We start from the raw sequence: 12,349 nt of genomic DNA on the forward strand, positions 1-12,349 counted from the left end.
GCGTGACAAGGCTAAGCTGTTCTTACAGCAAAATGTACCTAGTACAACCAATGAGCCGTAAATCGTTTATTTTTAAGTGTTCGTTTTGTTAGTGTTAGTTTTTAATGTTATAGCTCCATGCAAGTGTTAATTGTTAAAATATAAGTGCAAGACATGTCAACGTAAGTTCGCTGGTACTGCAAACTGCATAGTTTCAAGGTTATACGCTATGCCGCATAAAGTACTTGTTAATGTTCATTGTAAATGCAAGTCGTTATCGAGTGAGTTGTCAACGTTTTACTGTTACACGTAAATGTAAGATAAACGAATGTGTTACCTTGTCCCACACTGACCATAAGGAGGATAAACTCGCTTGACCATATACATACTTGAACCAAACCAGCGCACCCTCGGGTGCGCTTTTTTTAGATTACCTTTAAGAAAGTTTTGATTGACAGCTAAGCCCTAGCCCTTTAGTTTTAAGACTATGAAAATGATAACAGCAGCTTTTTTTACTTTCTTTTTTACACCCCCACTCTAGGAGGCGGATTTACTGTGTAAAAACGAAAGTAAAAATCCAAAGCCTCCCAACTGGGAGGCTTTTTTGTCTTAAACGATTGATAAAATACATGGCGGCAATTGAGGTCAGAATGCATACACCACAGCCTTTAAATCAAACCCGAGAGCAGATCACCCATCTGGATAATGAACTGCTGGCATTACTCGCAGAGCGCCGTCGCTTAAGTTTAGAAGTAGCCCGTAGCAAAGAAGTGGATGTTAGACCCATCAGAGATACTCAAAGGGAAAAAGAACTGCTCGCTCGACTCGTGAAAGAAGGCAGAGAGAAAGGATTAGATGCCCACTATGTTATCTCCCTTTACCAGAGCATCATTGAAGATTCAGTATTGAATCAACAAGCTTACCTTCACGGCCGCGCCAATCCAGAGACACAAAAACAACAGTATTGTATCGCTTACCTCGGTGCTAGAGGTTCATACTCTTATCTCGCAGCTACACGCTATTGCCAACGTCGCCAAGTTGAAATGCTGGACTTAGGTTGCCAAAGTTTCGATGAAATAGTGCAAGCCGTTGAGTCTGGACATGCTGATTATGGTTTCCTGCCGATTGAGAACACATCTTCAGGTTCAATCAACGAAGTCTACGACGTGCTACAGCACACCAGTCTGTCGATTGTTGGCGAAACGACGATTGAAGTCAGCCATTGCCTACTAGGAAAAGCTGGCAGTAAATTAGCTGAGATCAAAACTGTCTATGCCCACCCTCAGCCTATTAGCCAATGCAGCAGATATTTAACTCAACACAAAGACTTGAGACTGGAATACTGCTCAAGCAGCGCAGAAGCAATGGAAAAGGTAAACCAAAGTCCAGATAACAGTGCAGCAGCGATTGGCAGCGCCGAAGGTGGTGCACTCTATCAACTTGAGTCCATAGAAGCAGGTTTAGCTAATCAGAAGATCAACCAAAGTCGCTTTATCGTTGTTGCTCGCAAAGCCGTTGCCGTACCAGAGCAGTTACCCGCTAAGACTACATTGATCATGGCAACAGGCCAAAAAGCCGGTGCTTTAGTGGAAGCCTTACTGGTTCTAAAAGCGCATCAGTTAAACATGAGCAAATTAGAGTCACGCCCGATTCCAGGGACTCCTTGGGAAGAGATGTTCTATTTGGATATCGACGCGAATATCTCCAGTGAATCTATGCAGGCGGGTTTAAAGCAACTCGAGCGGATCACCCGTTTTATCAAAGTATTAGGCTGTTATCCTTGTGAAACAGTCAAGCCCACACAGCTGAGCAACAGCCAGCTACTGATTGAGCCCAGCACCTCTAAGGATCAAGTCATCAGCGAAAATGGTGCTAATGCCAGTCCAGTTCGATATAGCAAAGCCTATAAAGAGCAAGCCAGTGAAATCAACTGTGGCGCAATGACAATCGGTGCAGGGCATGTCGGTGCCATAGCCCAAATCACACTGAATAATGACATTTCACATTTAGCATTATCGGCTTTCGAGCAGCAAGTGAAGCAGCTTAAAGAAGCGGGATTCCAAGCCGTTTTGCTCAGCGCTGTTAATCAACTGACTATGGCAGAAGTTACTCTCGCTAAACTACGCCAAATCCTGCATCAATATGGCCTAGTGTGCATTATTGCCATAGCGCAAGAAGCTGATATGCCATTAGCAGTCCAGCACGCCGATATGTTATTCCTCGCAGGCAAGCAGATGTTTAACCAAACTTTACTGACTCAAGCAGGAACCCTACCGATACCTTTAATACTTGAGCGTAACGATATGGCAAGTTTTGAAGAATTACTCACGGCAACAGAAGTCATTTTAAGCCAAGGCAATCAGCAACTGGTTCTGTGTGACTCAGGCATTAGAACCTTAAATAACGCCAATCTACCTACACTCGATTTAGCGAGTCTGATCCAGATTAAAGCCACGAGCCATTTGCCGATTTTGATCAACCCAAGTTATGCCGTATCAGATGATGCCCTATTGGTTCAAACACAAGGTATTAAACAGCTTAAAGTGGATGGATTGATACTCAATTGTCCACTAGCTAGCAGTGATGACCATGAGTCGCTTAACTTAATAAGCGCTGTGGTACGGGAATTATATCGGGCGAACTAAAGCTTTGATCTTGATTGATTTAATTTAAAGTGAAATGTGGTTAGTTCGAAGTGTGTTAAGGGAAAAATAAGACATCTTTTATCCCTAATTGACTCAGACAAGCTTGCTAGCCAGTGTGATGACTAGCAGGCTTAATATTGTTTAGTATTGCAGCGCAGTGATCCTTTATGCATTTTAAGAAGAGCCAACAGCACTCGATGGTTTAGTAACGGCATTACTCCTACGGATAAGCCCTGTCATAGTAGAGCCCTGCACTAAAATCGAAAATACGACGACGGCATAGGTCATCACTAACAACAACTCCCGCAGCTCTACACCACCAATAGCATCTATGACGATACCCTCAGGCAAACTCATCGCCATAGCGAGGGCTAATCCTCCCCTTAAACCACCCCAAATCAAAATCGTCTCAGCATAGGGGTTGTATGACTTAAACAATCGAAAGCCCAAATAAGGTAATAACACACTCATTGCACGCGCCAACAACACTATTGGTATAGCCACAAACATAAACCACCATAATGGCGCTTTAAAAGTGACTAACAAAAGTAATAAACCAAGCAATAGGAAGAGTAAGGCATTAAAGAAGGATTCAATCAGCGACCAAAAAGTAAATAGTTTCACTCGCTCATTACGAGCAAAAAACTTAGGCACGCTGAAATTTCCTATGATGATCCCCGCACTCACCATAGCTAAAGGACCAGAAACACCAAGCACATCCGCCATGACATATCCCGCGGTTGGGATCAGCAGGGTAACCAGCATTAATTGCGTTTCTTCCTCGCAGTAGCGGAAAAAATGATGCAGCAGAAAACCAAGCACGCCACCGTAAATAACCCCACCTACTGCCTCACGAATAAATAACTCAGAGATATGGATAAACGTCAGTGGCTCGGTGGAGAAAGCCAATTGCGATATTGCCACAAAAATCACTAACCCTATGCCATCGTTAAATAAAGATTCTCCTTCTACTTGAATCGCAATATCTTCCGGCGCACCCATTTTCTTTAAAATAGCCAAAACAGCGATAGGATCGGTGGGCGAAATCAAGGCGCCGAACAGTAAGCAGTGGCTGAATTGTAGCGGGAGACCCAGCATAGGCGCGAACCAAAATAACAGCCCACCTATAATAAATGTCGACAATAAGGTGCTTATAAAAGCAAGGATTAGGATCTCCCACTTTTGATGCCTCAGTATTTTTAAGCGGATTTGTAATGCGCCAGCAAAGAGTAAAAAACCGAGCATGCCATTGAGCAGTAAAGCTTGAAAATCGAGTTTCTCTAAGCCAGAGACAAAATAAACATAAACGTCCCCACCTAAGGCCTTTCCCCCAAGGAGGAGCAACAAACTCATTCCTAGGGCAATAGCAGTAATGGCCACAGTTTCCTGCAGTTTATGGACGCGAGAGGAGATAACCGAAGTCACTAGCGCCAACGCGCAGAGGACACACAGAATTTGGTAGCTGGACATAAGAGCCTCTAAAAATCATCAATTTAGAGACTCTAGCACAAGTTTAGATTTCTAAACCATCCAATAGACTTAACCACCCTTTAATGATCCTGTGGCAAAACCAAATGATCCCAAAGAGATAAATCGAAAGACTGAGCCAAGTCAGTGGAACGCAATAGCCGAGCACTAGCAAGCCAAGAAAGGCGAGATTAGAATGCCGTTGCCAACGTAAATGCGACGCCAATAATGGATTACCATGGAATTGGCGTTGGGAAACATTAATGAACAAACTTAGCAGCACAGGAAGTAATAATAAGGGAAAACCCGACATCAAGGCGTACAACAAATGTCCCAGAGTACGGTCTTCAATTTTTGCGGCATAAGTGGTTGTCATTGTCATTGAGAGACTCCAGCCAGACTAATAGACTGGGCGCAAACATCATACGCCCTTGTCATTAACCTTACGTTCTCACTGAGATAAGCGCAACTAAGGATTAGAAATATTTCCATCCATTTAAAAATAAGTCACAAGTAAATGACGCTAATTAGCAGCGCGTTAAAGTTTAAGCGTCACGTCGGATGCTAATGTTGTGGAGCAAGCGAGTACAAAACCGGCCTCAATTTCTGCAGCAGTCAGTGTCATCACGCTTGTCGATACCGTTTCTCCCTCCAAGACTTGACACTTACACGCGCCGCAAACGCCCGAACGACAGGCTGCAATAATCGGCAACCCTTCGGCCTCAATTCCCTCCAGCAGACTTTGTCCTTGATTTAGCGTCGTGCTTCGATCGCCAATAGACAAGGTAAAAGCCCCTTCAGGTAGGTTTTCACTCGTTCCATCTGACGAGTTTGCTTGCATAAGCTGACTGCGGGCAACTTTCTCGGCCGTGGCAAAACTCTCATGGTATAACCGACTCATATCAAAATTGAGTTCGACCAATAAGATTTTTACCGCTTGCATATAGGGTTCTGGCCCACAAAGGTAGATAGTACGCTCTGCAAAATCAGGTACTAAGGTTTTTAGCATCTGTGCACTTAACCGCCCGAAATCGAATGCTATCTTTGGTGAACACCCCAGTGTTTCAGTGACAGTCTCAAGTACGTATCTGAGCTTAAATGCATTAAAACGGTTGGCCATAGTCGCCAATGATGACTTAAAAATAATATCATTCTCTGATCGCGCACTGTGCACAAAGGCAATATCGGCATCAATTTGCGTATCAGTCAGATAACGCAACATAGAGTACATGGGGGTAATACCGCAACCAGCACTCAAAAAAAGGTATTTCTGCGCCGTTATAGCTAACAGATTAGCATCTAACTTTTCAGTCTCTGGCTGTTTATGGCTTAGCCGAGCAATATCAAACAGATTAAATTGCCCCGCGGGCGGCAGCACTCGCACACTCTGGCCGAGTAATAGATTGTCGATAAGATAATTAGATACGAGTCCACCCGCAACACGCTTAATCGTCACCATCAAGGAATAGGGCCTAGATGGCGATGATGACAAGGTATAACTGCGGCACACTTGCTCGCCATTAATCTCAAGCACAAAGGTCATAAACTGACCGGGCTTATAGTCAAACTTCATCGGCTCGCCCGCTTGAAAACGAAAACTCACGACATCCGAGGTTTCATTCCAGCGTTCGACGCACACTAATTGATTAACACTTCCGGGTTTATGGGGCGAAACCGATAATGCCCGCGCTCCCGCTATCACACTCATGTTCATAGCATTTACCCACAAAACACTGCGGCCTCAGTAAACAAGCCAAAACCGCAGTTCAGCAACAATTCTTGGTTGATTTAAGCCACGTTTAACATATTTTTTAAATCGGCTTCGACTGTCGTGGTATTACGCAAGCCAAACTTATCTTCTAAAATTTTGGCTAAATTGGCCGTCAGGAACGCAGGTGGCGTCGGGCCTGTTCGAATATTTTTAACGCCAAGTGACAACAGCGTCAGCAGTACTACAATGGCTTTTTGCTCAAACCAAGAAAGCACTAAGCTCAGAGGTAATTCATTGATATCACATTCAAACACTTCAGCTAATGCAATCGCTAACTGAATCGCTGAATAGGCATCGTTACATTGGCCCACATCGAGCAAACGTGGAATACCGTTAATGTCACCAAATTCGAGCTTATTGAATTTGTACTTACCACAGCCTAGCGTCAGGATTATTGAATCCTTAGGTGTGGATTTAGCAAGTTCAGTGAAGTAGCTTCTGTCGGCTTTGTCGCCATCGCAACCGCCAACAAGGAAGAAATGCTTAATCGCACCACTTTTCACATTTTCAACCACGGCGGGCGCTGCGGCCATCAAGGCATTGCGGGCAAAACCAATAGTGATAGTGTGTGGGATTTCATCATAGATAAAGCCTTCTAAGGCTAACGCTTTATCAATGACAGCCGAGAAATCATCTCCTTCGATATGCACCACACCAGGCCAGCCCACTATGCTGCGAGTAAAGATACGATCACTATAACTACCCACATTTGGATCGATAATACAGTTAGATGTCATCACTACAGCGCCAGGGAAATTGGCAAATTCTTGCTGTTGATTCTGCCAAGCACTGCCGTAATTTCCGACAAGATGTGCATATTTTTTAAAGGCTGGATACGCTAGTGCAGGAAGCATTTCACCGTGGGTAAACACATTGATACCCTTGCCTACAGTCTGCTCGAGAATAAGCTCTAAATCCTTCATGTCATGGCCAGAGACTAGTATGGCTTTGCCCTTAACTGACTTAGTGTTGACCACAGTTGGCTCAGGATGACCAAAGGCTTGAGTTTCCCCCGCATCCAACATTGCCATTATGCGGTAGTTCAACTGACCTATGTCCATAGCCGTAGTAAACAGCTTATCGCCATCTACACTAGGCTCACCTAAGAAAGACATGATTTCATGGAAGCGCCCTGCCACATCAGCATCAGTCTGACCCAACACGCGAGCATGCTCCATATAAGCAGCCGCCCCCTTAAGGCCATATAAACACAATAACCTCAATCCCATGATGTCTTCATGAACTTCATGCTTATCTTTATTCAACAGTGCAATCGGTGCCTGCGCTAGCATTTCAACCTTACTGGTCCCCAGCACTAACTGAGCGACTTGCGGCACTTGCTCAGCAGCAATACCGGCTTGTTCACAAGCCGCTTCGTAAGAAGCTTTTAACTGAGCACGATACTTAGCCGCCTGCTGGGTATAGGCCATAATACGCTCATCATCGAAGTTGACGTTGGTGAGGGTCGCGAAAAAGGCTTTAGGCACAAAACTATCAATTTCAGCATCGATAATGCCCAGCTCGCGAGCTTTAACCGCATATACAGACACGCCTTGTAGCATGTAAATCAGCAAGTCTTGCAGATCGGACGTTGCCGCCAACTTGCCACACATACCTTGGGAATAACTACAACCATTGCCAGCGGGTGTACGAATGGTTTGCTCACACTGAATACAGAACATGGATAGACTCCTAATTTAAATTCATGCTTTATTTTTGCATGTTTAAAACTAGTCTACCTAAACGTGCCATAAGCGACAGTCATTTCTAAAGTGAGATGCTAAATGTTAGAGAAAGATCACCTTAAGCAATTGCTAATTAATACAATGTGAACTGTTAAAAATCCATAAAAAAACGCCCATCAATGATGGGCGTTTTAAAAAGTAACTGTTTATTTATTAATTGGTTTTCATATCATTAACCGATTGCAGCATAATACGGCTTTCACGCTGGAATTGAGGTGCAAAATCCCCAAACCATTTGGCGACACTTTGGAACTGCTTAATAAACTCGTTCCTGTCACCCCGTTTTAGCAGTTCTAACGCTTCACGGTAGTTATCTAAATAATCACCAATAGCATGCTGGCTATCTTGCTGGGCAAAAATAATATCGGCGTAAAGCTCTGGGCTTTGGGCGAATAAGCGCCCTACCATAGCCAATTCTAATCGGTAAATCGGCGAGCTAAATTGCAGTAAAGTATCGATATCTGCCTCTTCCTTACACAGATTCAAACCATACACAAAGGTCGAGAAGTGACGCATTGCCTGCACTAGCTGCATCGCATTGTCGTGACGCTCTGGTTCCGCTTCGACAATCCGCGCCCCCCAAATGGCGATCTGCTCAAGTAGCCACTGGTATTTTTCCGGCGAGCGACCATGGCACACCACCACGACTTGCTTCGCCAGACTGCCCACATCAGGACCAAACATAGGATGAAAACCAACGACGGGACCAGAATGCGCCTCAAGCATGGCTTTAACTGGCTCAGTCTTGATGGAGGTCAAATCTGCCAGAATGCAGTCGGCTGGTAATTGGGTCAGCTTTTCACGAATAAGCTCGCAAGTAATCGCAATCGGCACAGTCACTAACACCATCCCCGCATCGGCAAATAGGTTATCCGCTTGCTGCCAATCATCTTTATCGAGCAGATTCACTTGGTAGCCAGATAAGGTCAGCATTTGTGAGAACAGTCCACCGAGTTGCCCTTTACCGCCGACAATCACCACTGAGCCAAGATCTTTTTTAACTTGCTTAAAACCAACATCTTTTTCATTGAGGTAAGACTCACGCATCAAGCGACGCAAAATATCTTCGATCAACTGCGGCTCGATCCCCATAGTTTTTGCTTCTTCACGACGTTTAGCCAGCATGGCGGCTTCACGCTGAGGAGCATAAATAGGTAAACCGGCGCCGTGTTTCACCGTGCCCACTTGCGCAACGAGATCCAAGCGCTTACGCAGTAAGTGCAGTAATTGCTGATCAACACCATCAATCAGGCCGCGAAGGTGTTCTAATTCGGCCGTTGTTTTTTCATTCATACCTGAGTCCATTAAGCTGTAGCCAATTTAAGCGTTAGCTACTTTAAGCATATCGAAACGCGTTGGAAGTATTGAAGATAACTTCGCTGCGCCTTCCCGTAAAATGGTTTCTGTTTTTTCCCAATTAATACAAGAATCTGTTACAGAAACACCGTAAGCAAGCTCGCTTAATGGCTTATCACAACTTTGATTGCCTTCATTTAAATGACTTTCTAGCATGACGCCAATAATCGACTTATTGCCGTTAAAAATCTGCTCGAACACATCTTCACAGACAGGCTTTTGGCGGCTGTAGTCTTTGGATGAATTGCCATGGCTGCAATCGATGATCAAACGTGCATTGAGTTTGGCTTTATGGAGCTGCGTTTCACACTCTGCCACACTCGCCGCATCATAATTGGGCGTTGCACCGCCACGTAAAATCACATGACCATCGGGATTGCCCGCAGTTTGCAATAATGCGACTTGGCCCTGCTGGTTTATGCCCATAAATCTGTGGCTACTGGCCGCCGATTTTAGCGCATTAATCGCCACATCGAGCTTACCATCGGTGCCATTTTTAAAGCCCACCGGCATAGAAAGACCCGATGCCATTTCCCTATGGGTTTGCGATTCAGTGGTGCGAGCGCCAATGGCAGACCAAGTCACTAGCTCAGAAATGTACTGAGGACTGATAGGATCAAGCGCTTCGGTGGCAACAGGCAGTCCTAACTCGGCCAACCAAATCATCAGCTCACGGGCCATTTTCAGGCCTTTTTCGACATCGAAGGATTCATCCATATCGGGGTCGTTGATCATGCCCTTCCAACCTACCGTGGTACGCGGCTTTTCAAAGTACACTCGCATTAAGATGTAAAACTCATCACTGAGTTCATCGTGCAGGGTTTTAAGCCTTAAAGCGTATTCCTTAGCAGCGGCGATATCATGGATGGAGCAAGGCCCGGTGACGATCAATACTCGATTGTCACGCTTATGAACAATATCAGCCACGGTTTTGCGGGCATTGAGGATATAACGATAAGCATGCTCAGAGAGTGGCAAGGCATTTTTAAGCTCTTGCGGCGTGATTAAGACTTTCTCTGAACTGATGTGTACGTTGTTAATCGTATCTTGTTGCATGCTTACCACCTAAGACTTAGTGTTTAACCCAGTTGTCGAAGCAGGACTTCAAGTCAGCTTGGGTATTCATTTCGGATATAAAATAGCGTAAATCCATCGCAACGTACCTCTGTAATGCTACACCATTACAATCAGGCGACCACTATGCCTGTTCATTCTCTTTAGATCAAGTATAAATACTCAAAAAACAGCAACAAAAAACCGCCACTAGGGCGGTTTTCTGTGCGAACACTACGTCTTGTTTTCTGTAGCGGTAACTATTACTTAGTTGCCAGCTTCTCACGGATACGTGCAGATTTACCTGAACGATCACGCAGATAGTACAGTTTGGCGCGACGAACGCGACCACGACGCTTAACTTCAATGCTAGCGATCAGTGGGCTGTGCGTTTGGAAAGCACGCTCAACACCTTCGCCATTAGAGATTTTACGTACTGTGAATGCAGAGTGCAGACCACGGTTACGCTTAGCAATTACAACGCCTTCAAAAGCCTGTAAACGCTCTTTATCGCCTTCTTTAACACGAACCTGAACGACTACTGTATCACCAGCACCAAACGCAGGTACGTCTTGTTTCATTTGCTCATCGTTGAGCATTTTAATGATGTTGTTCATAACTTACTCCGTTCTAGAATTAACTGAGCTACGACTAAGCATGCTTGTTCATTGCTTCAACGAACTGCGCTAATAGAGTCGTTTGTTCGTCAGTCAGAGCTAGATTTTGCAATAATTCTGGCCGTCTAAGTAAAGTCCTACCAAGGCTTTGCTGTAAACGCCAGAGTCTAATTTGTTCGTGGTTGCCACTTAGCAGCACTGCCGGTACGTCAAGACCATCAAGGCTTTCAGGGCGAGTGTAATGTGGACAATCCAGTAAACCGTCGGAGAAAGAATCTTGCTCCGCCGAAGCTTGTTTTCCTAGCACGCCAGGAACCAATCTCGATACTGAATCTATCAGAGTCATCGCCGGTAATTCGCCGCCCGAAAGCACGTAATCCCCTATCGACCACTCTTCATCCACTTCCGTTTGAATGATGCGTTCATCAATACCTTCGTATCGACCACAGACCAAAATCAAACGTGATGATTGAGCCAACTCAGTGACGCCTTGCTGATCCAGCTTGCGTCCTTGAGGTGACAAGTAAATCACCTTCGCACCTTCACCCGCTGCAGCTTTCGCTGCATGGATGGCATCGCGTAAGGGTTGCACCATCATCAACATTCCGGGACCACCGCCGTAAGGCCTGTCATCTACCGTATTGTGTCTATCATGGGTGAAATCACGGGGATTCCACGTATGCAACTCGAGCAGGCCGTTTTTCACGGCTCGACCCGTAACACCAAAGTCTGTCACGGCACGGAACATCTCTGGGAACAGGGTTATTACCCCTAACCACATCTGTTGTACCTCGACTTAGAAGTCAGGATCCCAATCCACTAAAATCTGTTTACCTTGCAGGTCCACCGTTTTGATGAACTGCTCAGGGACAAAGGGGATCATACGTTCCACTTTGCCGAAACTATCTTTAGCGTTGGCTTTAACGAGTAATACGTCGTTCGATCCTGTTTCCACGATCTGATCGACAATCCCCATGTTATAGCCTGTTGTATTGACCACTTCGCAACCGATGAGATCACGCCAGTAGAATTCATCTGCTGGCAAATCGTTCATCTGTTCCGGCAAAATCGCAATCTCACAATTTGTGAGCATTTGCGCTTGCTCCCGTGTTTCTACGCCATCAAGTAAGGCAACAACGGCCTTGCCTTGATAACGCCACTGGGTGACCTTTATTTCGCGCCATTCACCATTTTCTTTAATAAGCCAAGGTGAATAGTCAAAGATACCTTCAACAGAATCGGTATAGGCGGTGATTTTCAGCCAACCTTTAATGCCATGACAGGAGCCTAATTTCCCCAGTACGACTGGCTGTTGGTTACTGCTCATCAATCTATACCTTAACGCTATTAAGCTGTTGCTTTACGAGCGTCTTTGATCAGTTTTGCTACACGTTCTGTAGCAGCTGCACCGTTAGAAACCCAGTGCTCAACGCGAGCTAGGTCTAAACGTAAAGTTTCTTCTTGGCCACGGGCCAATGGGTTGAAGAAACCAACACGCTCGATGAAACGACCGTCACGAGCGTTACGGCTATCAGCAACAACGATGTTGTAAAATGGACGCTTTTTTGCGCCGCCACGAGCTAAACGAATGGTAACCATGCGTTTTCAATCCTCTAATGATTTGCTTGAAGCAAAAATAAAAACTGGAACCCCGTGTTCGCGAAGAGTCCCAGATAGAAAGCCGGAAGATTTTACCTGACTTTCCAACGAATGCAA

The 12,349-nt window shown here is 45.1% G+C and carries 11 protein-coding genes and 1 other annotated feature; of the genes, 1 reads left to right on the forward strand and 10 read right to left on the reverse strand.

Annotated features, from left to right (window positions below):
- The first annotated feature begins 471 nt into the window (after positions 1-471).
- Positions 472-588: a sequence feature (Phe leader region), on the forward strand.
- A gap of 41 nt (positions 589-629) precedes the next feature.
- Positions 630-2,624, forward strand: a complete 1,995-nt coding sequence (locus HGO26_RS03685) for a chorismate mutase (RefSeq protein ID WP_168823408.1) — start codon at positions 630-632, stop codon at positions 2,622-2,624.
- 174 nt (positions 2,625-2,798) lie between these two features.
- On the opposite strand, the gene HGO26_RS03690 is transcribed toward HGO26_RS03685, so the two are convergent.
- The 10 genes from HGO26_RS03690 to rpsP all read right to left on the reverse strand — a co-directional run bounded on the left by HGO26_RS03690 (position 2,799) and on the right by rpsP (position 12,232).
- The gene (locus tag HGO26_RS03690) at positions 2,799-4,094 is read right to left on the reverse strand and encodes a cation:proton antiporter (RefSeq protein ID WP_168823410.1); all 1,296 of its coding nucleotides are present in this window, start codon (positions 4,092-4,094) and stop codon (positions 2,799-2,801) included.
- A gap of 43 nt (positions 4,095-4,137) precedes the next feature.
- Positions 4,138-4,473: a hypothetical protein gene (locus HGO26_RS03695; protein ID WP_105249849.1), complete on the reverse strand. Its 336-nt coding sequence runs from the start codon at positions 4,471-4,473 to the stop codon at positions 4,138-4,140.
- Between the two features lie 156 nt (positions 4,474-4,629).
- Complete coding sequence (locus HGO26_RS03700; protein WP_168823412.1) at positions 4,630-5,805, reverse strand: FAD-binding oxidoreductase; 1,176 nt, start codon at positions 5,803-5,805, stop codon at positions 4,630-4,632.
- Positions 5,806-5,879: 74 nt separating this feature from the next.
- Positions 5,880-7,544: a hydroxylamine reductase gene (gene hcp, locus HGO26_RS03705; protein ID WP_168823414.1), complete on the reverse strand. Its 1,665-nt coding sequence runs from the start codon at positions 7,542-7,544 to the stop codon at positions 5,880-5,882.
- Between the two features lie 216 nt (positions 7,545-7,760).
- Complete coding sequence (gene tyrA, locus HGO26_RS03710) at positions 7,761-8,900, reverse strand: bifunctional chorismate mutase/prephenate dehydrogenase (RefSeq protein WP_113940659.1); 1,140 nt, start codon at positions 8,898-8,900, stop codon at positions 7,761-7,763.
- A 27-nt stretch (positions 8,901-8,927) separates the two neighbouring features.
- Positions 8,928-10,019 (reverse strand): 3-deoxy-7-phosphoheptulonate synthase, encoded by a 1,092-nt coding sequence (locus tag HGO26_RS03715; protein ID WP_168823416.1) that lies wholly within the window; start codon positions 10,017-10,019, stop codon positions 8,928-8,930.
- A gap of 260 nt (positions 10,020-10,279) precedes the next feature.
- Positions 10,280-10,633, reverse strand: coding sequence for a 50S ribosomal protein L19 (gene rplS, locus HGO26_RS03720; RefSeq protein WP_006080791.1), 354 nt, complete (start codon positions 10,631-10,633; stop codon positions 10,280-10,282).
- A gap of 34 nt (positions 10,634-10,667) precedes the next feature.
- Entirely contained in the window at positions 10,668-11,414 is a 747-nt protein-coding gene (trmD, locus tag HGO26_RS03725; RefSeq protein WP_028760810.1) for a tRNA (guanosine(37)-N1)-methyltransferase TrmD, read from the reverse strand.
- A gap of 15 nt (positions 11,415-11,429) precedes the next feature.
- Complete coding sequence (gene rimM, locus HGO26_RS03730) at positions 11,430-11,960, reverse strand: ribosome maturation factor RimM (RefSeq protein WP_006080789.1); 531 nt, start codon at positions 11,958-11,960, stop codon at positions 11,430-11,432.
- Positions 11,961-11,980: 20 nt separating this feature from the next.
- Positions 11,981-12,232, reverse strand: coding sequence for a 30S ribosomal protein S16 (gene rpsP, locus HGO26_RS03735; RefSeq protein WP_006080788.1), 252 nt, complete (start codon positions 12,230-12,232; stop codon positions 11,981-11,983).
- Between the last annotated feature and the right edge of the window lie 117 nt (positions 12,233-12,349).

The organism is Shewanella oncorhynchi (genome assembly GCF_012584455.1).
GTDB lineage: Bacteria > Pseudomonadota > Gammaproteobacteria > Enterobacterales > Shewanellaceae > Shewanella > Shewanella oncorhynchi.

Excerpts from the sequence above, each read along its gene's own strand:
- HGO26_RS03700 (WP_168823412.1), bottom strand. The coding sequence starts at position 5,805 with ATGAACATGAGTGTGATAGCGGGAGCGCGGGCATTATCGGTTTCGCCC.
- rpsP (WP_006080788.1), bottom strand. The coding sequence starts at position 12,232 with ATGGTTACCATTCGTTTAGCTCGTGGCGGCGCAAAAAAGCGTCCATTT.
- HGO26_RS03690 (WP_168823410.1), bottom strand. The coding sequence starts at position 4,094 with ATGTCCAGCTACCAAATTCTGTGTGTCCTCTGCGCGTTGGCGCTAGTG.
- tyrA (WP_113940659.1), bottom strand. The coding sequence starts at position 8,900 with ATGAATGAAAAAACAACGGCCGAATTAGAACACCTTCGCGGCCTGATT.
- HGO26_RS03715 (WP_168823416.1), bottom strand. The coding sequence starts at position 10,019 with ATGCAACAAGATACGATTAACAACGTACACATCAGTTCAGAGAAAGTC.
- trmD (WP_028760810.1), bottom strand. The coding sequence starts at position 11,414 with ATGTGGTTAGGGGTAATAACCCTGTTCCCAGAGATGTTCCGTGCCGTG.
- rplS (WP_006080791.1), bottom strand. The coding sequence starts at position 10,633 with ATGAACAACATCATTAAAATGCTCAACGATGAGCAAATGAAACAAGAC.
- rimM (WP_006080789.1), bottom strand. The coding sequence starts at position 11,960 with ATGAGCAGTAACCAACAGCCAGTCGTACTGGGGAAATTAGGCTCCTGT.
- hcp (WP_168823414.1), bottom strand. The coding sequence starts at position 7,544 with ATGTTCTGTATTCAGTGTGAGCAAACCATTCGTACACCCGCTGGCAAT.
- HGO26_RS03695 (WP_105249849.1), bottom strand. The coding sequence starts at position 4,473 with ATGACAATGACAACCACTTATGCCGCAAAAATTGAAGACCGTACTCTG.
- HGO26_RS03685 (WP_168823408.1), top strand. The coding sequence starts at position 630 with ATGCATACACCACAGCCTTTAAATCAAACCCGAGAGCAGATCACCCAT.